The sequence below is a fragment of the Streptomyces sp. NPDC015661 genome, from assembly GCF_043077765.1.
Lineage (GTDB): Bacteria > Actinomycetota > Actinomycetes > Streptomycetales > Streptomycetaceae > Streptomyces.
The window spans coordinates 115,925-136,587 of the sequence record NZ_JBIBST010000002.1 but is presented as its reverse complement, the minus strand read 5'-3'; the positions used below and the strand labels follow the sequence as shown (position 1 = coordinate 136,587).

The following is a 20,663-nucleotide window of genomic DNA, read 5'->3' as shown; positions in this document are numbered from 1 at the left end:
CGACAGAGCCAGGTGGCTACAGTGGGCGCATGAACTGGCTGGATACGGATACGGAGAACTGCCCCGTCCGCCGTGCCCTGGACGTCGTGGGCGAGAAATGGAGCCTGCTCATCCTGCGCGAGGCCTTCAACGGCGTCCGCCGGTACGACGAGTTCCGCCAGCACCTCGGCCTCTCGGAAGCCGTCCTCGCCGACCGCCTCCGCAAGCTCGTCGCCGCCGGCGTGCTCCGCAGCGAGCCCTACCGCGAACCGGGCGCCCGCACCCGCCACGAGTACCGCCTCACCCGAAAGGGCGTCGACCTCTGGCCCGTACTCCTCGCCCTCAAGCAGTGGGGAGACACCCACGCCGCCGAGCCCGAGGGGCCGGTCCTCGACATCCGCCACGCCGACTGCGGCGCCCCCGTCCGCGTCGTCGTCCAGTGCGAGGGCGAGGAGCGGGCCACCCTCACGGCCCGCGACGTCACCGTCCGCCCGGGCCCGGCGGCCCGTCCGCGCCGCGCCGGCTGACCCTCGGCCGGCCCCCGCCACCCCGACCCCTCCGCCCGCCCCACCCGTTCGGCCGTACCCCTGCGATGCCCCGGCGCCCCGCCGGGTACCTCACCAGGCATGCCCTCCACACCCGGTCCGCCGCCCGACGGTGCCCCCGCCGAACACGGCCACTGGTTCGCACGGCTCCACGCCCGCGTCCTCACCTCGTCCATCGGCCTCGCCTGGAGCCGCGGCCGGGCCATGGAACTCATGCACCGCGCCATGGGCTTCGCGGCGCTCAGCCTGCTCACCCTCGTCCCCCTGCTCATCGTCGTCGCGGCCGCCGACCTCGCCAGCGGCAAGGGCTTCGCCCGCTGGCTGGTGCAGGGCCTCGGCGTGTCCGACGTCTCCGAGGAGCAGGTCGAGCGGCTCTTCGGCCAGCCGGGACAGGCCCTGCAACGCACCACCGCCTTCGGCCTCGCAGCCCTCGCCGCCTTCGGCGTCACCTTCGGATCGGCCGTACAGACCGGGTACGAGCGGGTCTGGGACCTCCCCACCGCCCGCTGGCACACCATGTGGCGGCACGTCGTCTGGCTCGCGGTCCTCGTCGCGGCCCTGCTGCTCTTCGTCGCCTTCCCCACACCCGACAAGGCCCCGGCGGGCGTCACCACGGCCGTCGCCCTCGGCGACGTCCTCGGCACCTTCGTCTTCTTCTGGTGGTCGCAGCGCTTCCTGCTCTGCGGCCGCATCCGCTGGCGCGCCCTCGCCCCCGGCGCCGTCCTCACCGCGCTCGGCCTGCTCGGGCTGCGGATCTTCTCGCAGCTCGTCTTCTCCCCGCTGATCGCCTCCAACGCCGTGACGTACGGCCAGTTCGGCACCGTCCTCGTCCTCCAGTCCTGGCTCGTAGGCGTCGGCTTCGTCGTGTACGGAGGCGCCCTCGTCGGACGCCTCGTCCACGAACACCTCGTCATCCGCCGGCTGCGGCGTCTCCAGTGACCCCTACTGGTCCCGGCCGCGCACCGCGAGGACCGTCACCACCGCCCCGCCCAGCGCCCACAGCACGAACACCAGCCACGCACCGCCCGCCGACCACGGGAACGGCTCGTCGACGGGCGGTCCCGCGTCCGCGAGCCGCTGCCAGGCGTGCAGCGGGGTCGCGTGGGCGAGCGCCGCGGTCAGGTGACGCCGCTCCGTGAGCACCGCGGGCAGCAGCAGAAGCAGGACCACCGCGCCGACGACCGAGGCCGCGCTCTTCCTCAGCAGCGCGCCGATCGCCATCCCGGCCACCGCGCACACCGGGGCGAGGAGCGCCGAGGCCACGACGATGCGCAGCGCCCCGGGGTGGGTGATCGGCAGCCCGATGTCCCGGGCCGACAGCATCGCCTGCGTCGACCAGAAGGAACCGCCCGCGACCATCGCCCCGAAGAGGACCTGCACCACCGTCACGACCAGCACCTTCGCGGCCATGAGCGCGCCCCGCGCGGGCACCGCCGTGAACGTCGTACGGATCAGCCCGCTGCTGTACTCGCCGACCACGGCGACCGCCCCCATGGCGGCCGAGGAGAGGATCAGCACCAGCGCCGCGTTGTACGTGAAGGCGTCCCACAACGCCATGTCGTTCGCCGTGAACTCGGCCCGGCTCGCCGCGTCGTACTGCAGCCAGTAGCGGTAGTGGTCCCAGGCGGTGCCGAAGTTGAAAGCGACCACGGCGAGCGCGCCGAGCAGCAGCGACCAGCCGGTCGAGCGCAGCGACCACAGCTTCAGCCACTCCGACCCCACCAGGTCGCGGAAACGGGCACGGGGCTCCACCACGGAGGCCACGGGAGCCACGGGAAGATCGAGGGTCGTCATCGGGCGTCTCCTGCCAGGTACTCGACGCTGTCGGCGGTCAGTTCCATGAACGCCTCCTCCAGGGAGGCCGTACGGGTGGTCAGCTGGTCGAGCAGCACCCGGTGCTCCAGGGCCAGTTCGCCGATGCGGGCCGCCGAGAGCCCGGTCACCGTCAGCAGACCGGCCTCCTCCTCGACCTCCGCCCCCTCCCCGAGCAGCAGTGCCGTCAGGCCCGCCCGGTCCGGCGAGCCGACCGTCACGCTCAGGCGCCTGCCCCGCGCGGCGAACTCCGCCAGGCTCTCCGCCGCGATCAGCGCGCCCCGGCCGATGACCACCAGCTCGTCCGCCGTGTGCTCCATCTCCGTCATCAGATGACTCGACACGAAGACCGTGCGGCCCTCCGCGGCGAGCCGCCGGAACAGCCCCCGCACCCACTTCACGCCCTCCGGGTCGAGGCCGTTCAACGGCTCGTCGAACAGCAGCACCGGTGGGTCGCCGAGCAGCGCGCCGGCGATGCCGAGACGCTGCCGCATGCCCAGCGAGTACCCGCCGATCCGGCGCCTCGACGCCCCCGAAAGACCGACCTCCTCCAGGACCTCGTCGACCCGGGACAGAGGGATGCGGTTGCTGCGCGCCAGGACCGCCAGATGCGCCCGGGCGGTCCGGCCCCCGTGCACGTCCCCGGCGTCGAGGAGCGCGCCGACGTGCCGCAGACCGCGCGGCCGGTCCGCGAACGGCCGTCCGTCGACCGTCACCGACCCGCTCGTCGGCGTGTGCAGGCCCAGGATCATCCGCAAGGTGGTGCTCTTTCCCGAGCCGTTGGGGCCGAGGAAGCCGGTGACCCGGCCCGGCCGGACGGTGAAGGTGAGCGCGTCGACGGCGGTCGTGGCGCCGTAGCGCTTGGTGAGTTCCCTGACTTCGATCATGCGCACCACCGTGCCGTCCGGGCCCCGCGCGGGGCATCGGCCCCGTACGGACAATCGGCGGCGGCCCCTGTCACCCCAGGTCGTACACCCTCGGTCCGATGCCCCCGTCCAGGGCCGCCGTTTACGATCACCGCATGTCCGCCACCCCGTCACAACCGTTCTTCAAGAGGGTCACGCCCGGCGGGTGGGCCGCCGTCGCCTGGGTCGCGGGCATCGTCTTCACCGCGCTCCTCCGGATCCGTGTGCCCGGTCAGGAAGGGCCGGACGTCCTGCCCGGCTTCGTGATCCTGCGCTGGGACGGCCTCACCATGCTGGCCGTCGCCACGCTCCTCACCTTGCGCGGCAGTGCCCTTCTCGCCCGCCGTCCGACCGCCGCCCTCAACTACCTCCTCGTCGCCTCGGTCATCGCCTCCACCCCCCTCGGCGTCACCGCCATCCCCTTCGCCCAGTACCTCGCGGTCGACGTCGCCCTCTACGCCATCGCCGCGGGCCGCCCCCGCCACGAGGCCTGGCGGGCGTTGCTCCTGGCGCTCGGTCTCCTCGTCGTCTACCTCGCTGTCCGGCTGCTCGCAGGCTGGGGCGCCGGCACCACGAGCGAGCTGGCCGTGGCCCTGACCGCCCTCGTCGCCTGGCTCCTCGGCCGCTCGGAAGGGCAGGCCCGGGAGTACGCCGAACGGAGCCGCGCGCAGGCCACCGAGCAGGCCGTCACCACCGAACGCCTCCGGATAGCCCGCGAGATGCACGACACGGTCGCCCACAGCATCGGGATCGTCGCCCTCCAGGCCGGCGCCGCCCGGCGGGTCATCGCGACCCAGCCCGAGGCCGCCCGCCAGGCCCTCACCGACATCGAGACGGCGAGCCGGGAGACCCTCGCGGGCCTGCGCCGGATGGTCGGCGCCCTGCGCACGGCGGCCCCGGAGACGGAAGCGGAGACCGGGTCCGAGGCGGATCAGCCGACCGCCACCGGCCGTACGGCCTCCGCCGATCTCCCGGGACTCCCCGAGATGCCCGGCCTCGCCGCCCTCGAACGGCTCGCCGAACTCACCGGCAACGCGGGCGTCCGGGTCGCCGTCCGCCGCATGGGAGCCCCCTGCCCGCTGCCGCCGGACCTCGACCTCTCCGCCTTCCGGATCGTCCAGGAGTCCGTCACCAACGTCGTACGGCACTCGGGCGCCGAGTCCTGCACGGTCACCGTCGACCACCGCGACCCCGAGTCCCTCGCCGTCACCGTCGAGGACAGCGGCCCCGTCCCCGGCCACGCGCGCGTGAGCACCGGCCCGGGGTCCGGATTCGGCCTGACCGGGATGCGGGAGCGCGTCGCGGTGCTGCACGGAGAGTTCAGCGCGGGACCCCGCCCCGGCGGCGGCTTCCGCGTCACCGCCCGCCTTCCCCTGCCGACAGGAGCCACGAACCGATGAACCAGACCACCGCGGAGCAGCCGGTCCGTGTCGTCCTCGCCGACGACCAGCCCCTGGTGCGCACCGCGCTCCGGATGGTCGTCACCGACACCACGGACCTCGTCGTGGTCGGCGAGGCCGCGAACGGCGCCGAGGCCGTCCGTCTCGTCGAGGAGACCGGCGCCGACGTCGTCGTCATGGACCTGCGGATGCCCGGCACGGACGGCATCGAGGCCACCCGGATCATCACCGAGGGCCCGACCGGCGCCCGGGTGGTCGTCCTCACCACCTTCGACGACGACGACCACGTGTACGCGGCGCTCCACGCGGGCGCGTCCGGATTCCTGGTCAAGGACATGGCCCTGGACGACATCCTCGCCGCCGTCCGCGTCGTCGCCTCGGGCGACGCCCTCATCGCGCCCAGCGTCACCCGACGCCTCATCAAGGAGTTCACCGACCGCCCCAGGACCTCGCCCGCGGCGCCGCGCCGGCGCGCCGAGGGGATCACCGACCGGGAGCGCGAGGTCCTCACCCTCGTCGGACGAGGCATGTCCAACGCCGAGGTCGCCGACGCGCTCCACATCAGCATCGCCACCGCGAAGACCTACGTCACCCGGCTGCTCGCCAAGCTGGACGCCCGCGACCGCGTGCAGCTCGTGATCATCGCGTACGAGGCGGGTCTGGTCTCCGCCGCCTGACCGTTCCACCGCCGGAGCGTTCCGGCGGGCGCTCACACGATCCGGTGATCCACTCGCGAGCCGCCGGCCGGCCCGCCCAGGACCGCTTGGATGGAGGAGATCCATTCGGTCCGTCGAGAGAGAGCCGCCCATGGCGAACACCTGGTTGCCGCCCGCCGAGTACGTCGACACGCTGCCGAGAGCGACCGCGTACGCCTGCCTCTACTTCACCGACACCGCAGGCCGCCCCTTCCAGCTCCGGGCCACCTATCAGACCGAGCTGTGGCAGTGGCCGGGCGGCAACATGGACCCGGGGGAGACGCCCTGGGAGACCGCGGTGCGCGAGTGCCACGAGGAGACGGGGCTCGTCTTCACCGGCGAGCCGCGGCTCCTCGCCGCCCACTTCGTCACGGACCGGGGCGAGGACTGGCCGGCCAACCACATCGGCTTCATCTTCGACGGGGGCGAGCTGACGGACGAGCAGATCGCCGCCGTCGTCCTCGACCCGGAGGAGCACAGCGAGTACCGCCTGCGGACCCTGGACGAGTGGAAGCGGGAGATGAAGCCCCGCGAGTTCGCCCGCCTCGCCGAGATCGACCGGGCACGCAGGACCGGGTCGACCGTGTACGTGGAGACGGGCGCCACCGGAGGGTGAGCGGTACGGGTGAGGGGCCCGTCCGGGGGACGGGCCCCTCACCCTGCCGGTCAGGACCGGCAGCCCATGGTGTGGGCGATGTCGACGACGAACCGCTCCGGCGAGTGCAGCCGGAAGGTCTTGTACACGGGCTTGGTGTCGAAGGCGGCTCCGATGGTGACCACGCCCTCGAAGTCGCCGGTGAGCGCGACCCCCTTGAGCGTGGGCAGGTAGATCTTCACCAGCCGGGGGCCCTTGTAGACGGACCGGCCGGAGTCGTCGTGGGCGGCTGCGGGGGAGAGCTTGATCTCCAGGAAGTGCTTCCCCGCGAGCGGGACCCTTTCTCCCGATCCGTCGTAGTACAGCGCGCGGGTCTGGTGGACGGTGACCGGGGGCATGGCGCCGCGGACGTCGATCACGAGCCGGTCGAAGGTGGCGTGGCCGCCCCAGCGGGCGTTGACGACCAGGGCCGTGGTCGGGGTCGTGGTGCTCAGGGTCGGGGCGTTGGCCGCGCCCGCCGGCATCGTGGCGCCGATTCCGGCGGTCAGCAGGATTCCCGCGGCGACGGCCGCGAGGGTGTGGCGGTGCTGCATGACGTCCCCCAATTTCTGCTGTTCCGGGGACAGGGGTGTCACTGGCAGAGACATCCCTCACCACCATACGGTTCCGCCTGTTATGAGGTATATGGCAGTTATGGGGTAAAAGTGCGTCATGTGCTGGAGTGCGACCGCCGATCTCTGGGCGGGCCTCGGGATCGGCGCCGTCGGCGTCGCCTCCCTGGCCTCCGTGCGCCGCCCCGGCGACGTGCCGCTCGCCGCCCTGCCACTGCTCCTCGGCGCCCACCAGATCGTGGAGGCCGCCGTCTGGCACGCCGGGGGCGGCACCGGGCCCGCCACCCTCGCCTGGGCCGTGATCGCGCTTCCCCTGCTGCCCGTCTGGGTGCCGCTCGGCGTCCTGACGGCCGCCCGCCCCGCCGACCGGCCGCGCCTGCTCGTACCGCTCGCCGCCGGCCTCGCGACCGCCGCCGTCCTCGCGTACCGCCTCGTCACCCGCCCCGTCTCGGCCGGGATCCGCGGCCACACCCTCGGTTACGCGGTCGACCTGCCGTACGTGCCGGTGGTCCTCGCCGGATACCTGCTCGCCACCGTCGGCGCCCTCCTCCTCGCCCGCGACCCGATCCTTCGGGCCCTCGGACTGCTCACCGGCGCCGGAGCGCTCGTCTGCGCCCTTCTCTGGCGCACCGAGTTCGTCTCCACCTGGTGCGCGCTCGCGGCGGTCGCCTCGCTGCTGCTGCTCGCCTGGGTCAGAGGACGACCGCGATCGGTCCCCGTGCGTGGATCCGAGCCCGGCCGACCGTAACCCGACGGCGTCTCAGCAGTTGACCAGGGCATGAAGAAGCGCAGCATGCTCGCCATCGCCTCCCTCGCCGCAGGCGTCGTCACCGCCATCGTCACCCCGCCGCCGCAGGCCAGCGCCGCGGACAACCCCCTGGCCGGCACCACGGGCCTCCTCCAGGAGGACCAGACGTCGACCGTCCTCCACGAGACCGTCCAGGGCGCCGAGGGCGCCCTCCAGAACCAGCAGGCCGGCGGGCTCCTCTGACCTCGCGTCCCAGGTGGCGACCGGTGCCCCGCGTTCTCCAGGGAACGCGGGGCACCGGCACACCGTGACCCGGTAGGAGGCAGCCCGTGCGCGCGCCGTGTGTGTCTAATGACAGGATGTCCCCATGAGCGACAACGTTTACTTCGACATCACCATCAACGACGAGCCCGCGGGCCGCATCACCTTCAAGCTGTTCGACGAGGTCGTCCCGAAGACGGCCACGAACTTCCGCGAGCTCTGCACCGGCGTGCACGGCTTCGGTTACGCCGGCTCCTCGTTCCACCGCGTCATCCCGCAGTTCATGCTGCAGGGCGGCGACTTCACCCGGGGCAACGGCACCGGCGGCAAGAGCATCTACGGCGAGAAGTTCGAGGACGAGAACTTCAAGCTGAAGCACGACCGCCCGTTCCTGCTCTCGATGGCCAACGCCGGCAAGAACACCAACGGCTCGCAGTTCTTCATCACCACGATCGTCACCGACTGGCTCGACGGCAAGCACGTCGTCTTCGGTGAGGTCGTCGAGGGCCAGGACCTGGTCAAGAAGATCGAGGGCCTCGGCTCCGCCTCCGGCGCCACCAAGGCCAAGATCACGATCGCCGAGTCCGGCATCGTCAAGTAGGTCTGATCGCCTCTCCGGGCTGAGCGAAGGTCCTCGTGCCCTCGCTCGCCCGCAGGCCGGGGCGGGGAACGCGGTCCGTCGGACGCGCGTCCCCGCCTCCGCCATGTGGTGAGCGGCCGGCAGGTTCCTCAGGCGAAGGCCGGCGCGTTGCGCTCCGCCCACGCCGAGAACGGCCGCGGCGGCCGACCGAGCACCCGCTCCACGTCGGGGCTCACCCGCCGCTCCTCCGCACGGGGTTCGCCCATCACCGACAGCATCCCGTCGACGGCCTCCTCCGGCAGGAACCGCACCAGCTGCGCCCGCGCCTCTGCCGCGCTCTGCGGCACGAACTCCACCGGAGCACCCAGGGCGCCGGCCAGAGCCCGCACCTGCTCGCGCGGCGAGACCGCGACCGGGCCGGTCAGGACGTACGTCCGCCCCGCGTGGGCCGGGTCGCGCAGCGCGGCGGCCGCGACCTCGGCGATGTCCGCGGGATCCACCACCGGCAGCGCCACGTCCGCGAACGGGGCCATGACGGTACGCGCGGAGCGCACCGGCTCGGCCCAGAGGAAGGCGTTGGACGCGAAGCCGCCGGGCCGCAGCACCGTCCACGCGACGCCCGACTCCCGTACCGCCGTCTCGAAGGCGCGCAGGATCTCGTGCGACACCGAATCCGTCCGCGTGCCCACCAACTGCGAGGACTGGAACACGATCCGCCGTACCCCGCAGGCCACCGCCGCCGCCACGATCTCGCGCGGACGCAGCTCGTCCCCGAGCCCCGCGACGAGCAGATACACGGCCTCGGCACCCTCGAACAGCCCCTTGAGGCCGTCGACATCGGCCAGGTCGCCCTGCCGGTGCGTCACACCGGCGGGCAGCGCCCCGGCAGGACGGCGGCTCACCGCCGTGACCTCCTCGCCGGCCGCGGCCAGCAGCTCCACCAGCGGTCGCCCGACGTTTCCGGTCGCTCCGGTCACCACGATCACAGCTGTTCCCCTCCAGGGAGTCCGTGGCGGAGCGCGAGCGCCCCGCCGTCTTCGTGACCTCATCCTGGAAGGGAAACTGTCCACCTTCTGGCCAGTTTCAGAAGCGACTTCCTCCGGTTCTTCTCTCTCCTGGCCCTCTTGGGCCTCTTTCTCCCGGCCCTCTTGCTCCGGGGCCGCCCGAGGTCACTCCTCCTCGCCGAAACGGCGCTGGAACTTGGCGATCCGGCCTTCGGAGTCCACGGTCCGGGCCGTGCCCGTGTAGAACGGGTGGCTCTCGGAGGAGATCTCGACGTCGATCACCGGGTACGTGTTGCCGTCGTCCCACTCGATGGTCCGGTCGCTGGTCGCGGTCGACCGGGTCAGAAACGCGTACCCCGCCGAGCGGTCACGGAACACCACGGGGCCGTACTCGGGCTGCTTGTCCTGCTGCACGTGTCCTCCTCGGGCTGCCGCCCTGGCTCGTCCGGCCTGATCGGCGCGGCACCACCCAGCCTCCCCGCGCCCATGGCACCCGACCAGCGCCAAGGGCCCGACCGGGTGACGGGCCGGGAAGGCTCAGCCGCTCTCCGTCCACCGCGCCGCGAGCAGCAACGCGATGTCGTCCGGCCGTGACGTGGCGGCCCGTGCCTCCCGGATCAGCCGGTCGGCCGTCTCCGCCAGCGGCAGCGCACCCGTCGCGGCGAAGACGCCGCTCAGCCGCTCGATCCCCTCGTCGATGTCCTTCCCCGGCTGCTCGATCAGACCGTCCGTGAACAGTGCGAGGACGGCCCCCGGCGCCAGCCGCAGCCGCGTCAGCGGGTACGAGGCCCGGGGGTCGACCCCCAGCACCATCCCGCCCGCCAGGTCCACCTCCTGTGTCGTCCCGTCCGGCCGCCGCAGCAGCGGTTGCGGATGCCCGGCCCGCACCGCGCGCGCGTCCCCCGTCTCCGGGTCGAGCAGCACGTAGCAGCAGCTCGCGAACTGGCCCGGGTCCAGGTCAATCAGAAGCCGGTTGGTGCCCCGCATCACGTCCTGCGGCCGATGGCCCCCCAGCGCGAAGGCCCGGACGGCGCTGCGCAGCTGCCCCATGGTGGCCGCCGCGGCCACCCCGTGTCCCTGCACGTCGCCGATCACCAGGGCGAGCCGCCCCTGACCGGTCTCGATCACGTCGTACCAGTCGCCGCCCACGTCCATGCCCTGGGTGCCCGGCAGGTAGCGGCCCACCGTGTCCACGCCGTCCCGAACCGGCAGCCGGTGCGGGAGCAGCGCGTCCTGCAGTCCGCGCGCGACCGCCGACTCCGTGTCGTACCTCTGCGCCCGCTCCAGGGCCTGGGCGATCAGCCCCGCGAGCGCCGTCAGCACGGTCCGCTCCTCCGCGCTGAAGCCGCGCGGCGAGTCGAAGCCGAGGATGCAGGAGCCCACCGGCCGGCCCGAGGCGATCAGGGGCAGGAAGGCCCGCGCGCCCGAGTGCGCGTCCATCGGGAGCTCCGGATACGCCAGCCCCAGCTGCTCCATGGACTCGAAGAACAGCGGCCTGCCGGTCGTCAGCGTCTCCACGCCCGGCACCCGGGCGTCGAGGGCCACCCCGTCGAAGGGTTCGAGGAATCCCGGCGGGAAACCCGTCTCCCAGGCCAGGTAGAGGCGGCGGTCGCTGAGCAGATAGATCGCCAGCTGACGTCCGCCGAACGCCGGAAGGAGTTCTTCCGTCACCACCGCGGAAACCTGGCGTGCCGTCACCGCCTCGGAGAGCGCGATCGCCAGGGCCACCGGCCGGTAGAGCGCCGCCGCCCGCTCGCCGGGGGCCGACAGCACGTGATCCGTCCGCCGCTCGCTCGCGGACAGGACGTCGTCCGTCGCCCGCCCGCCCCCCGGCGGGGCGTCGTCGGTCCGCGGCTCGACCTGCGGCGGGGCGTCGTCCGTGGGCCGCTCGACCCGCGTGGCCGCTGCGGGCGGCGCGGGATCCTCCTCGGGGACCAGCACCATCGTCAGCCCGTCCCGGCCCGGGTGGAGCGAGACCGACAACCACCGTCCCCGGCCCGGGTGGGCCAGGAAGCGCACCGGCTCGCCGGAGAGCAGGGCGGCGCGCAGCTGTTCCTCGTGGAGGGGGTGACCGAACCAGGGCAGCGCCTCCCACAGCGTCCGCCCCGCCAGTGCCGTGCGCGGCCGGCCGAGGAGGCGTTCCGTGCGCTCGTTGACGTAGGTGACGCGGCCCAGCCGGTCGACGGCCAGGATGGCCCGCGGCAGCCGGTCCGTGGCGTCCGAGCCGACCAGTCCCGTACCGAGGTCCACGAGCGTGCCGTCCAGCCGCCCGCCGCCCGAAGACCCCGGCCCCGACGCGGTCCGCCGTGCCCGCGCGGACACCTCGAGGAGGTGCAGGCCGCCGTCCGGGCCCTTCAGCCGGATCCTGCGGACCGGCGACCGTCCGTCCGCGCCCGTCGCCTGCCGGGCCGCCGCCCACAGCGCGTACCCGTCCTCGGGATCGAGGAGCGACGTCAGCCCCTCGATCGAGCAGGGCGAGCCGATTCCCGTCCCGAGAATGGCGAGGAGCCCGTCGTCCAGCGTGACCCTCCCCGTGTCCAGGTCCCAGGAGAAGGAGCCGTACCGGACCGGCGGACCCGAACCGATGGGCAGCTGCACGCACACCGGGTCGCCGGGCCACTCCACCACCGTCCCCTGCCGGGCCAGCTCGGCCAGGGCCCCGCCGAGACGGAGCGCGTCCCGCGTCATGCGGTTCCGGTCCCGCGCGTCCACCGGCACCCCTGGCGTCGGTGGACGCAGCGCCACGAGCACGCCGAAGCGCTCACGGCCCGCGACCACCGGCGCGTACAGCGAGGAGAACGGGAACGGCAGGCTCGCCACCAGCTGGGGGAAGCGCCGCATGGCCTCGTCGACGTCGGCGAGGTGGACGGACTGCCCGGAGCGGTGCACCTCGGCGACGGGGAACGGGCGGTTCGCGTGCATGCGCCACCAGGGGCGGAACAGGGGCCCTGGCAGCCCCACCAGGACCGCGAGCCGCAGGAGGCCCGGGGTGCCGGAGCGCAGGTACACCCCGCCCGCGTAACCGCCGACCTCCTCCACCGCCGCGAGCGCCGTCTCCGCGAGGGCCCACGTCAGCGCACCGGAAGCAGGCCCGTCGGCAGTGCCGTTCCCGGACGGACGCCCGGTGCCGCCCGCCGGGCCGGGGCCGGACGCGCCGTGCGAGGTCACACAGCCAGGATGCGCCCCAGGCGAAAGCACCCGCATCCCGGACCCGGCGCCGCGTGCGGTACGGGGGTGCCGAGGGCCCGACACGCTCCCGCGCGCCCCGGCCGACGAGGTTGACCCCACGCGCCCGCACCGTCACACTCGGTCGTCGACCGCCGCCGTCCGTGCGCGGCGGCACGACCTCGCGAGCAGGGGGCACGATGACGGGCCAGGTTCTTCCGTACGACGTACACGGCGAAGGCCCGGGGAGGGCCCTCGTGCTGCACAACTGGTTCGGCGACCGCACCAGCTTCGCGCCCCTGCGCGCCCACCTCGACGACACCCTCGGCACGTACGCCTTCGTGGACTGCCGGGGCTACGGCGAGGCCCTCGACCACGAGGGCGCCTACACGATGGAGGAGGTCGCGGCCGACGCCCTGGCGGTCGCCGACGACCTCGGCTGGGACTCCTTCTCCGTCATCGGCCACTCGATGGGCGGCAAGGCGGCCCAGCTGATGCTCCTCGACGCCCCCGACCGGATCCGCTCGATCATCGGCGTGTCACCGGTCTCCGCCGCAGGCTTCCCGCTCGACGGCGAGACCTGGGAGCTCTTCGCCGGAGCCGCCGACGAACCGGCCAACCGCCGCGCGATCATCGACAACACCACCGGCGGCCGCTACGGCGACGCCTGGCTGAGCGCACTCGTCGACCGCTCCGTCACCCGCTCCTCCGCGACGGCCTTCCGCGCCTATCTGGACTCCTGGTCCCGCACCGACTTCCACGAGCGCGTCCGGGACAACCCCGTCCCCGTCCTGCTCGTCGTCGGCGCCCACGACCCCGCGCTCGGCTCCGAGGCGATGGAGGCCACCTGGCTGCGCTGGTACCCGAACGCGCGTCTCGAAGTGCTCAAGGACGCCGGGCACTACGCCCCGGAGGAGACCCCGCAGGCCCTCGCCGAGGCGATCGAGGCCTTCCTGGGGGCCTGAGACCGCGGGGCCGGCTTCGGCCGGCCCTCTCCCGGCCTGACGTCGATTCTCATCCGAAGGTCTACGGAACCGACGACTTTCGAGGACAGCGGCGGGGCCCCTCGGCAGAGGAACATCGTGCTCACGACCTCAGGGGGGTGGTCCTCCACGGACCGTCCACGACCGCCAGGAGCACGACCGATGGGCCTCGCACAGTCACAGCAGCGTTTCCTCGTACGGCAGAAGGTGACGCCGATGGCCAACCGCTACATGGTGCACACCGTGGGCCCGGACGGCGGGGAGGCCGAACTCGTCGCCTTCGCCCACCAGAAGAGGATGGCGCTCAAGGAGCACGTCACCTTCTACACGGACGAGTCCCAGCGCCAGATCCTCTTCACCTTCAAGGCGCGTCAGGTCATCGACCTGGGCGCGACGTACGACGTGTTCGCGGCGTCCGGCACCCGACTGGGCGGCTTCCGGAAGGACTTCGGGGCGTCCCTGCTGCGCAGTACGTGGCACCTGAGCCGGGAGGGCGAGGGGCGGGAGGCCACGGGACAGGAGCGGAACGAGACGGTGGCGCTGCTGCGGCGGGCCTGGGAGTTCCTGCCGTTCACGGACCTCGTGCCGTTCGTCGTGCCGTACCACTTCGACTTCGCCGACGGCGGTCGCTCCGTCATGTCGGTCGACAAGCTGTTCGGGATCCGGGACCGGTACGTGCTCGACATAGCCGACCCGGAGCTCGACCGGCGCCTCGCGATAGCCCAGGCCGTGGCCCTCGACGCCCTGCAGTCCCGCTGACCGGTCCGGCGCCGGCCCGCCGATCGGGCGGCGCCGCCGACCGGGGCGGCCCGACTACTCTGGAGGGACGGGCAGGGGACGGGGCACACCGTTCCGCCCCGGGCCCGAGCCGCGCAGGCGGAAGGGCGGCGGACCATGTTCTTCAGCGATCGTACGGACGCGGGGCGGCAGCTGGCCGCTCTCCTCGATCACCTCAAGGGCCATGACGTCGTGGTCCTCGGGCTTCCACGGGGTGGCGTCCCGGTGGCGGCGGAGGTCGCCGACGCCCTCGACGCGCCGCTCGACATCTGTCTCGTCCGGAAGCTCGGGGTGCCGCACCAGCCGGAGCTCGCGATGGGGGCGCTGGGGGAGGGCGGTGTGCGGGTGCTCAACGAGCGGGTGCTCCTGGAGACCCGGGTGGGAGAGCGCGATCTCGCCGCCGTGGAGGAGCGGGAGCACGCCGAGCTGGAGCAGCGCTCCCTGCGTTACCGGGGGAGCCGGCCGTCGGTGCCCCTCGAAGGGCGGACGGTCGTCGTGGTCGACGACGGGCTGGCCACCGGGGCCACGGCGCTGGCGGCCTGCCGGGTGGTACGGGCCCGGGGCGCGGCCCGGATCGTCCTCGCGGTCCCGGTGGCGCCGCGTGGCTGGACGGCCCGCCTCGGTGGCGAGGCCGACGAGACCGTCAGCGTGCACGCGCCGGAGCTGTTCTTCGCGATCGGGCAGTTCTACCGGGACTTCTCGCAGACCCCGGACGCCGAGGTGATCGCCTGCCTGGAGCGGAACAGGGCCACGCGGGCCCCCGTCGTGCGGGACACGGACGTGAGGATCCCGGTCGGCGGGGTCACCCTGAGTGGGCGCCTGGCGGTGCCCGAGGACGCGGGCGGCATCGTCCTGTTCGCCCACGGCAGCGGCAGCAGCCGCCACAGCCCGCGGAACCGGGCCGTCGCCGCGGCGCTCAACCGGGCGGGCCTGGGGACGCTGCTCTTCGACCTGCTGACCGAGTCGGAGGCGACCGACCGGGCGCATGTCTTCGACACCCCGCTCCTGGCCGGAAGGCTCGCCGGGGCCACGGAGTGGCTGGCCGCGAGGCCCGAGAGCACGGGACTCCCGTTCGGGTACTTCGGCGCCAGCACGGGCGCGGCCGCGGCGCTGTGGGCGGCGGGCGATCCCGCGTCCCCGGTGAGCGCCGTCGTGTCACGCGGCGGCCGGCCGGACCTCGCCGCCGAGCACCTGGCCCGGGTGCGTGCCCCGACGCTGCTGGTGGTGGGCGGCGCGGACGCGCTGGTCCTGGACCTCAACCGGCGGGCCCTGGCCCTGCTGCGCTGTGAGAACCGGCTCTCCGTCGTGGGCGGCGCCGGTCACCTCTTCGAGGAGCCGGGTGCCCTGGAGGAGGTGGCGGACCTCGCCACCTCCTGGTTCCAGGAGCACTTCCGGCGGCAGGCGGTCAGTACGCCGAGTTGACGTTGTCGATGGAGCCGTAGCGGTCGGCCGCGTAGTTGCAGGCGGCGGTGATGTTGGCGACCGGGTCGAACAGGTCCATGGACGTGCCGGGCACGTGGTAGGCGAGGAAGGTCGGCTCGATGACCTGGAGCAGGCCCTTCGACGGGGTGCCGGCGACGGCGTTGGAGTCCCAGAGGTTGATGGCCTGGGGGTTGCCGGAGGACTCGCGCATGACGTTGCGGAGGATCCCGTCGTAGGAGCCGGGGATGCCGTGCTGGCCCATGATGGCCAGCGACTCCCGGATCCAGCCGTCGAGGTTGTCGGCGTAGTTGGTGGCGGCGACCGGGGCCGCCTTGACGGCGGCCGGGGCGGCCGCGGCGGCCGAGGCGCCCGCACCGGTGGCGACGGCGGGGGTGGCCGACCGGTGCGCGGAGCGGCTCGCGCGCTCCGTCGTGGCGGACTTCTTCGCCTTCGCGGGGGCTGCCTTCGCGGAATCCCGACGAATCGTCAGTTCGAGACCGGGGCGAATGAGTGACGGATTGTCACCCACGACGCTCTTGTTGACACGGTAAAGGCTCTTCCAGCCGCCCTGAATTCCCTTCTTGTGGGCGATCAGGGAAAGCGAGTCGCCGCTCACGACGGTGTACGTGTGCGCGGCGGCCGGGGCGGCGGGCGCCTTGGCCGCGACCGGCGCGGCGGGGGCGGCGAAAGACTGGGCGGCGATCTGCGGGGCGCCGGAGACGGGCGCCGCGCCGGCGACGGCCGGGGCGATGAGCGGCAGGGTCAGGGCGGCGCCACCGGTGCCGACCAGGGCGAGGCCGCGCGAGACGCGGACGCGGCGGGGGCGGCGGTGCTTACCGTGAGCAGGCATGACGGTTTCCTCTCCGGCGCCTGCGGGGTGAGCTGTCGGGTTCGGACGGGAGCTGTCCGGCCGCGCGCACGCGGCTTCACCCCGAGCCGTTCCGGAATCCGGACCGGCGTATTCGTGGGTCCCCCGCTCCTGCCGTCGGGTGAAAAGGGAGGTTTAGCGAGCGGCGGCAGGATTGGGCGTTCCGCTCGAATGGAGGTGACCGTAGGCCAGTAATGCGACGGATAACAAGGGGAGTGGTTGCCGTGTGCCGTTAAATGGATCAATGAATTCGGTGAATTCAAGATCGATGCCGTCCCCGGGGTGCCGAACTTCCTTGTCCGGTACGGGGTGGGGGAAGGAGTCGCCGGGCGACCGGGTTGCCCGAGTGAGTCGCATCACCCGGAGTGCAATGTCCGAATTTGGGGTGTAATTCCGGGGTGGGTAATTAGGGGGGGAATCCCCGCGATGGGGCGTGTTCCTCCCGGCGACTCTCCGAGTGGGAGCAAAAGTCGCAAAACCGACATTCGTCTTGAAAGATGGAGGGAGTCGACCCAGGAGCCACCCCCATGCCGCCTTCCACCTCCCAGCTCAGCCCCGACGCCCTCGACCGCGAGGCGGCCGCCCTCTTCGAGAGCGCCACCTGGCAGCGGATCGTCACGGACTGGAACGCCCCGGAGCCCTCGCCACCCGCGGAGGAGGGCTGGCGGGAGCTGCTCAGTGTGCCCGTGGACCGGCTCGTCGCCGACGCGCTCGCCGCCCTGCCGCCGGCGCTGCCCGTCGAGCGCCGGCTCCCGGGGCGCCTCGGAGCCGTACTGCCGGACCGGCTGCACGCCTGGCGCCGCATCGGACAGCCCGAGCTGCGCCCCTCGGTCCACCTCGGCTACGCGCGCCTGGTGCTGACGGAGTGGGGCTGGCAGAACGCCCCGTACAAGCTGCGGGACGTGCGCGGCGCACGGTGCGTCTGTGGGGCCCTGCTCGCAGCCCACCGGCTCGGCTACGGCGGCGCGGACACCATGAACGAGGCGGCCGCCTGGATCATGACCGAGTTGCGCTCGCGGGGATGGCAGGAGCTGATCGGGCCGTGGAACCGGGCCCCCGGCCGTACGGCCGCCGACGCGGTCGCCCTCCTCGACGCCACGGTCCGCCGCGCCGCGCTCGCCGGCCGCTGACGGCACGCCCGGGATCCGGACGGCGACCGCACGGCCGCCGCCCGGATCCCGGGGCGGGATCAGCCGCTGACGCTCGCGGCGCCGGTCTCGATGTGCCCGGTGTACCGGCGCGACCAGGTTCCGTCGATGTCGGCGGAGATCGTGAAGTCGTACCAGCCGCCGTTGTACGCCACCGCGTTGAAGAAGTCCTCGCGGCTGGAGTTCGCCGGCACCGTGTACGTCCACGGGCCGTCGGAGCGGTAGGCGTTCGAACGGATCGTGAAGGTGACGGGACCGGCCGAGGTGTTCGTCATCCTGAACCACAGGGCCGTCTTGCCCGTCCCCGCCTCGGGCGCGAAGCGGGCGGCCACCTCGACGGCCTTGCCCGCCTTGGACGCGTCCCCGATGAACCGGCGCAGGAAGCGGTTGGGGCCCATCATCGAGATGTCGTACTTCCCCGAGCCCGAGCCGAGTCCGATGTTGAAGTAGTCGGTGGCCGTGCCGCCCGGGTCGACGGTGTACTGCCAGGCGGCCGTGTCCCGGTACTGGTGCGGGTGGATCGAGAAGTGCGCGGAGCGCTTGGCCTCCGTGCCCTGGTTGGTCATCGAGAACCAGGCCAGGATCTTGCCCGCGGCGCCGAACTCGAAGCGATCGAGGTTGCCGTTCACCTGGTACGGCAGCGCGCGCGCCGGACGGGTGCCGGACTCCTGGGCGGGCAGCGCGTTGTTCTGGGGCGCCGGATTCGGCAGCGGGCCGCAGGTGGCCTGCCCGATGACCTTCGCCGTCGAGGGGAGGCCGGCGGGCACTCCGTACACCGGGTGGGCGAAGTCGAAGACGCCGGTCAGATCGCCCGTCACCTTCCGCCGCCAGTCGCTGATGTTGGGGCAGGTGGCCGGGGTGCCGAGCGCCGTCGTCCAGGTCTCCATGAAGCGCAGCACCGAGGTGTGGTCGAAGACCTCGGAGCTCACCCAGCCGCCCCGGGTCCACGGGGACATGACAATCATCGGGACGCGGAAGCCCAGACCGATCGGCACGCCGTCGAGGTACTCGCCCGGGGTGCCCGGAGGGGCGACCGGCGGCGGCACGTGGTCGAAGAAGCCGTCGTTCTCGTCGTAGTTGAGGAACAGCACCGTGGAGTCGAACACCTCGGCGTTCGCCGCCAGCGCGCGGTAGACGAGGTCGACGAAGTGGGCGCCGTCCCCCGGAGGGGCGTACGGGTGCTCGGAGAAGGCCTCGCTCGCGACCACCCAGGACACCTGCGGGAGGGTGCCCGCGACGACGTCGGCGCGGATCGCCGCGGCGATGTCGTCCGGGGTCGAGCCGGTCACCTTCGGGACCGAGCCCATGCCCCGGTCGTACAGCGGGTCCCCGGGCCGTGCGTCGGTGAACTTCTTGAAGTACGCGAGACCGTTGTCGCCGTAGTTGTCCTGGGCGTTCTGGTAGACCTTCCAGCTCACCCCGGCGCGCTGGAGCGCCTCGGCGTACGACTCCCAGGTGAGGCCCGACTCGTCGCCCCCGTCCTTGCTGGAGCCGTCGATCTTCCCGCTCCACAGGAACGTGCGGTTGGGGCCCGTGGCGCTCAGCGTCGAGCAGAAGTACGCGTCGCAGATCGTGTAGTTGTCGGCGAGCGCGTAGTGGAAGGGGATGTCCCCGCGGTCGAGGTGGCCGAGCGTCCGGGTGTTGCCCACGCCCGTGACCCAGTTGTCGAGGCGTCCCTTGTTCCACGCGGCGTGCTGGGAGGTCCAGCTGTGCGGCAGGTCGCCGTTGCACTGTGCGAGGGTCTCGCCGTCGACGCCGCCGGCGGGCGGCGTGTCGCTGAGCTTCCAGGGGTACTGGCGGCCGCCCCAGTTGGGCTGGTTGAACATGCCCCAGCCGCCGGGCAGGTTGCCCGCGGCGCGGTCGCCGAAGCCCCGCACGCCCTTCAGGGTGCCGAAGTAGTGATCGAAGCTGCGGTTCTCCTGCATGAGGATCACCACGTGCTTCACGTCCGTCAGGGTGCCGGTCGCGGTGCTCGCTGATGCGGATGCCTGGACCGGCGGCAGCGCGGCCCCCGCCATGAGCCCCGCGCCGATCCCGACGAACCCCCTGCGGCTGATGGGAATCATGCCCCGCCTCTCCTGTCACGGTGTGCCCCAGCGGCACGTCGGAGACATGATGAGGGAGGGGAGCTTAAAGGTATACAGCCGTGCGGTAATTACTGCGTGAATACACAGAGGCCTTGGAGGCAGAGGCTCTCGATTGGTTCATCTTCAGACCAATGAGCCACATGGTTCAGACGGTGAGGACCTTCACCCCGGCCTCGGTGAGCTGCTCCACCGTCTCCTGCGCGATGCCGGTGTCGGTCACCAGCAGATCGATCCGATCCAGACCGCAGATCCGCGCGAAGGCCCTGCGGCCCATCTTCGAGGAGTCGGTCACCACGACGACCCGGCTCGCCCGCTCGGCGAAGAGCCGGCTGATGCTCGCCTCGTCCTCCTGGTGCGCCATCACGCCGAGTTCGGCGTCGACCCCGTCGACACCGAGCACCACCACGTCGAGCACGACCTCGTTGAGCACCCCGACCGTCAGCGGACCCACCAGCTCATAGGTCTGGGGGCGTGCGACGCCTCCCGTGGTGACGATCTTGATCTGCGGACGCACCGCCAGCTCGCCGGCAATGTTGAGCGCGTTGGTGACCACGGTCAGCGCGGGCCCGGCCGACACCGCCGCTCCCGGAGCCTCGGTCCGGCCGCTCGCGAACCGCAGCGCGAGCGCCCGCGCGACCTCCGTCGTCGTCGTACCCCCGTTGAGCCCGACGACCTCGCCGGGCGCGACCAGATCCGCCACCGCCTCCGCGATCCGCCGCTTCTCCGGCGCGTGGCGCGTCGACTTGTACCGCAGGGGCAGCTCGTACGAGACGCCGTGCACGACGGCCCCGCCCCGCGTCCGTACGAGCAGCTGCTGCTCGGCCAGCTCGTCGAGGTCCCGGCGGATCGTCGCGGCGGAGACGTCGAGCGCGGTCGCCGCCTCCTCCACCTCCAGCTTCCCCGAGGCCGCGAGCAGCTCCAGGAGCGTGTTCCACCGCTCGTGCTTGGACATGGGTCCCTCCCTCCACCGGGGCCGCGACCACATGACCACCCCGCTCGTGCGCGCGTCCGATTCTAGCCGCCACAGGGTGCGGGATCTGGAAAGAGGATGCGTGTTTCTGCTTGAATAGGAGCGACT

Annotated in this window: 21 protein-coding genes and 1 riboswitch; of the genes, 12 read left to right on the top strand and 9 right to left on the bottom strand. The window is 72.7% G+C overall.

The genetic code is table 11. The annotated features are described in order from the left end of the window. Positions 1-29 precede the first annotated feature (29 nt). On the top strand, positions 30-506 hold the full coding sequence (locus tag ACF07V_RS05120) for a winged helix-turn-helix transcriptional regulator (RefSeq protein WP_392151514.1): 477 nt from the start codon (positions 30-32) through the stop codon (positions 504-506). A gap of 99 nt (positions 507-605) precedes the next feature. Next, positions 606-1,463, top strand: a complete 858-nt coding sequence (locus ACF07V_RS05115) for a YhjD/YihY/BrkB family envelope integrity protein (protein WP_392151513.1) — start codon at positions 606-608, stop codon at positions 1,461-1,463. A 3-nt stretch (positions 1,464-1,466) separates the two neighbouring features. Here the strand turns inward: ACF07V_RS05115 and ACF07V_RS05110 are convergent, their stop codons facing one another. Together ACF07V_RS05110 and ACF07V_RS05105 are read right to left on the bottom strand one after the other, a co-directional pair. Next, positions 1,467-2,318: an ABC transporter permease gene (locus tag ACF07V_RS05110; RefSeq protein ID WP_392151512.1), complete on the bottom strand. Its 852-nt coding sequence runs from the start codon at positions 2,316-2,318 to the stop codon at positions 1,467-1,469. Further along, positions 2,315-3,223, bottom strand: a complete 909-nt coding sequence (locus ACF07V_RS05105) for an ABC transporter ATP-binding protein (protein ID WP_392151511.1) — start codon at positions 3,221-3,223, stop codon at positions 2,315-2,317. The genes ACF07V_RS05110 and ACF07V_RS05105 overlap by 4 nt, the downstream gene beginning before the upstream one ends. Positions 3,224-3,357: 134 nt before the next feature. Between ACF07V_RS05105 and ACF07V_RS05100 the strand changes: the two genes are divergently transcribed. The 3 genes from ACF07V_RS05100 (at position 3,358) to ACF07V_RS05090 (ending at position 5,952) form a co-directional block, all read left to right on the top strand. Further along, positions 3,358-4,641, top strand: coding sequence for a sensor histidine kinase (locus ACF07V_RS05100; RefSeq protein WP_392151510.1), 1,284 nt, complete (start codon positions 3,358-3,360; stop codon positions 4,639-4,641). Next, positions 4,638-5,318, top strand: coding sequence for a response regulator (locus tag ACF07V_RS05095; protein WP_392151509.1), 681 nt, complete (start codon positions 4,638-4,640; stop codon positions 5,316-5,318). The genes ACF07V_RS05100 and ACF07V_RS05095 overlap by 4 nt, the downstream gene beginning before the upstream one ends. 130 nt (positions 5,319-5,448) lie before the next feature. After that, positions 5,449-5,952 carry an NUDIX domain-containing protein gene (locus ACF07V_RS05090; RefSeq protein ID WP_392151508.1) on the top strand — a complete coding sequence of 168 codons (504 nt, stop codon included), beginning with the start codon at positions 5,449-5,451 and terminating at the stop codon, positions 5,950-5,952. Positions 5,953-6,002: 50 nt separating this feature from the next. Here the strand turns inward: ACF07V_RS05090 and ACF07V_RS05085 are convergent, their stop codons facing one another. Beyond that, the gene (locus ACF07V_RS05085) at positions 6,003-6,524 is read right to left on the bottom strand and encodes a hypothetical protein (RefSeq protein ID WP_392151507.1); all 522 of its coding nucleotides are present in this window, start codon (positions 6,522-6,524) and stop codon (positions 6,003-6,005) included. Between the two features lie 118 nt (positions 6,525-6,642). Between ACF07V_RS05085 and ACF07V_RS05080 the strand changes: the two genes are divergently transcribed. The 3 genes from ACF07V_RS05080 to ACF07V_RS05070 all read left to right on the top strand — a co-directional run bounded on the left by ACF07V_RS05080 (position 6,643) and on the right by ACF07V_RS05070 (position 8,152). Further along, entirely contained in the window at positions 6,643-7,290 is a 648-nt protein-coding gene (locus tag ACF07V_RS05080) for a DUF6629 family protein (RefSeq protein WP_392151506.1), read from the top strand. A 30-nt stretch (positions 7,291-7,320) separates the two neighbouring features. Beyond that, positions 7,321-7,533, top strand: a complete 213-nt coding sequence (locus ACF07V_RS05075) for a hypothetical protein (protein WP_392151505.1) — start codon at positions 7,321-7,323, stop codon at positions 7,531-7,533. 124 nt (positions 7,534-7,657) lie between these two features. Further along, positions 7,658-8,152, top strand: a complete 495-nt coding sequence (locus ACF07V_RS05070; RefSeq protein WP_392151504.1) for a peptidylprolyl isomerase — start codon at positions 7,658-7,660, stop codon at positions 8,150-8,152. 128 nt (positions 8,153-8,280) lie between these two features. Here the strand turns inward: ACF07V_RS05070 and ACF07V_RS05065 are convergent, their stop codons facing one another. The 3 genes from ACF07V_RS05065 to ACF07V_RS05055 all read right to left on the bottom strand — a co-directional run bounded on the left by ACF07V_RS05065 (position 8,281) and on the right by ACF07V_RS05055 (position 12,303). Continuing rightward, positions 8,281-9,117 carry an NAD(P)H-binding protein gene (locus tag ACF07V_RS05065; protein WP_392151503.1) on the bottom strand — a complete coding sequence of 279 codons (837 nt, stop codon included), beginning with the start codon at positions 9,115-9,117 and terminating at the stop codon, positions 8,281-8,283. Positions 9,118-9,300: 183 nt separating this feature from the next. After that, the gene (locus ACF07V_RS05060) at positions 9,301-9,549 is read right to left on the bottom strand and encodes a type B 50S ribosomal protein L31 (RefSeq protein ID WP_392151502.1); all 249 of its coding nucleotides are present in this window, start codon (positions 9,547-9,549) and stop codon (positions 9,301-9,303) included. 123 nt (positions 9,550-9,672) lie between these two features. After that, complete coding sequence (locus ACF07V_RS05055; protein WP_392151501.1) at positions 9,673-12,303, bottom strand: SpoIIE family protein phosphatase; 2,631 nt, start codon at positions 12,301-12,303, stop codon at positions 9,673-9,675. Positions 12,304-12,500: 197 nt separating this feature from the next. Between ACF07V_RS05055 and ACF07V_RS05050 the strand changes: the two genes are divergently transcribed. The 3 genes from ACF07V_RS05050 to ACF07V_RS05040 all read left to right on the top strand — a co-directional run bounded on the left by ACF07V_RS05050 (position 12,501) and on the right by ACF07V_RS05040 (position 15,482). Beyond that, the gene (locus ACF07V_RS05050; RefSeq protein ID WP_392151500.1) at positions 12,501-13,265 is read left to right on the top strand and encodes an alpha/beta fold hydrolase; all 765 of its coding nucleotides are present in this window, start codon (positions 12,501-12,503) and stop codon (positions 13,263-13,265) included. Between the two features lie 180 nt (positions 13,266-13,445). Next, on the top strand, positions 13,446-14,042 hold the full coding sequence (locus ACF07V_RS05045) for a hypothetical protein (RefSeq protein ID WP_392151499.1): 597 nt from the start codon (positions 13,446-13,448) through the stop codon (positions 14,040-14,042). Positions 14,043-14,177: 135 nt separating this feature from the next. After that, positions 14,178-15,482, top strand: a complete 1,305-nt coding sequence (locus ACF07V_RS05040) for a phosphoribosyltransferase family protein (RefSeq protein WP_392151498.1) — start codon at positions 14,178-14,180, stop codon at positions 15,480-15,482. Here the strand turns inward: ACF07V_RS05040 and ACF07V_RS05035 are convergent. After that, entirely contained in the window at positions 15,466-16,332 is an 867-nt protein-coding gene (locus tag ACF07V_RS05035) for a transglycosylase SLT domain-containing protein (RefSeq protein ID WP_392151497.1), read from the bottom strand. The genes ACF07V_RS05040 and ACF07V_RS05035 overlap by 17 nt on opposite strands. A 4-nt stretch (positions 16,333-16,336) precedes the next feature. Then, positions 16,337-16,501, bottom strand: a riboswitch (cyclic di-AMP (ydaO/yuaA leader). Positions 16,502-16,877: 376 nt separating this feature from the next. Here ACF07V_RS05035 and ACF07V_RS05030 point away from each other — a divergent pair. Then, on the top strand, positions 16,878-17,480 hold the full coding sequence (locus tag ACF07V_RS05030) for a hypothetical protein (RefSeq protein WP_392151496.1): 603 nt from the start codon (positions 16,878-16,880) through the stop codon (positions 17,478-17,480). A 59-nt stretch (positions 17,481-17,539) separates the two neighbouring features. Here ACF07V_RS05030 and ACF07V_RS05025 read toward each other — a convergent pair whose 3' ends face one another. Both ACF07V_RS05025 and ACF07V_RS05020 read right to left on the bottom strand, forming a co-directional pair. Beyond that, positions 17,540-19,564 carry a phosphocholine-specific phospholipase C gene (locus ACF07V_RS05025; protein ID WP_392151495.1) on the bottom strand — a complete coding sequence of 675 codons (2,025 nt, stop codon included), beginning with the start codon at positions 19,562-19,564 and terminating at the stop codon, positions 17,540-17,542. Between the two features lie 166 nt (positions 19,565-19,730). After that, a complete protein-coding gene (locus ACF07V_RS05020; protein WP_392151494.1) occupies positions 19,731-20,537 on the bottom strand; it encodes a DeoR/GlpR family DNA-binding transcription regulator in 807 nt (268 codons plus the stop codon). Between the last annotated feature and the right edge of the window lie 126 nt (positions 20,538-20,663).

Excerpts from the sequence above, each read along its gene's own strand:
- ACF07V_RS05120 (WP_392151514.1), top strand. The coding sequence starts at position 30 with ATGAACTGGCTGGATACGGATACGGAGAACTGCCCCGTCCGCCGTGCC.
- ACF07V_RS05115 (WP_392151513.1), top strand. The coding sequence starts at position 606 with ATGCCCTCCACACCCGGTCCGCCGCCCGACGGTGCCCCCGCCGAACAC.
- ACF07V_RS05110 (WP_392151512.1), bottom strand. The coding sequence starts at position 2,318 with ATGACGACCCTCGATCTTCCCGTGGCTCCCGTGGCCTCCGTGGTGGAG.
- ACF07V_RS05105 (WP_392151511.1), bottom strand. The coding sequence starts at position 3,223 with ATGATCGAAGTCAGGGAACTCACCAAGCGCTACGGCGCCACGACCGCC.
- ACF07V_RS05100 (WP_392151510.1), top strand. The coding sequence starts at position 3,358 with ATGTCCGCCACCCCGTCACAACCGTTCTTCAAGAGGGTCACGCCCGGC.
- ACF07V_RS05095 (WP_392151509.1), top strand. The coding sequence starts at position 4,638 with ATGAACCAGACCACCGCGGAGCAGCCGGTCCGTGTCGTCCTCGCCGAC.
- ACF07V_RS05090 (WP_392151508.1), top strand. The coding sequence starts at position 5,449 with ATGGCGAACACCTGGTTGCCGCCCGCCGAGTACGTCGACACGCTGCCG.
- ACF07V_RS05085 (WP_392151507.1), bottom strand. The coding sequence starts at position 6,524 with ATGCAGCACCGCCACACCCTCGCGGCCGTCGCCGCGGGAATCCTGCTG.
- ACF07V_RS05080 (WP_392151506.1), top strand. The coding sequence starts at position 6,643 with ATGTGCTGGAGTGCGACCGCCGATCTCTGGGCGGGCCTCGGGATCGGC.
- ACF07V_RS05075 (WP_392151505.1), top strand. The coding sequence starts at position 7,321 with ATGAAGAAGCGCAGCATGCTCGCCATCGCCTCCCTCGCCGCAGGCGTC.
- ACF07V_RS05070 (WP_392151504.1), top strand. The coding sequence starts at position 7,658 with ATGAGCGACAACGTTTACTTCGACATCACCATCAACGACGAGCCCGCG.
- ACF07V_RS05050 (WP_392151500.1), top strand. The coding sequence starts at position 12,501 with ATGACGGGCCAGGTTCTTCCGTACGACGTACACGGCGAAGGCCCGGGG.
- ACF07V_RS05045 (WP_392151499.1), top strand. The coding sequence starts at position 13,446 with ATGGGCCTCGCACAGTCACAGCAGCGTTTCCTCGTACGGCAGAAGGTG.
- ACF07V_RS05040 (WP_392151498.1), top strand. The coding sequence starts at position 14,178 with ATGTTCTTCAGCGATCGTACGGACGCGGGGCGGCAGCTGGCCGCTCTC.
- ACF07V_RS05035 (WP_392151497.1), bottom strand. The coding sequence starts at position 16,332 with ATGCCTGCTCACGGTAAGCACCGCCGCCCCCGCCGCGTCCGCGTCTCG.
- ACF07V_RS05030 (WP_392151496.1), top strand. The coding sequence starts at position 16,878 with ATGCCGCCTTCCACCTCCCAGCTCAGCCCCGACGCCCTCGACCGCGAG.
- ACF07V_RS05025 (WP_392151495.1), bottom strand. The coding sequence starts at position 19,564 with ATGATTCCCATCAGCCGCAGGGGGTTCGTCGGGATCGGCGCGGGGCTC.
- ACF07V_RS05020 (WP_392151494.1), bottom strand. The coding sequence starts at position 20,537 with ATGTCCAAGCACGAGCGGTGGAACACGCTCCTGGAGCTGCTCGCGGCC.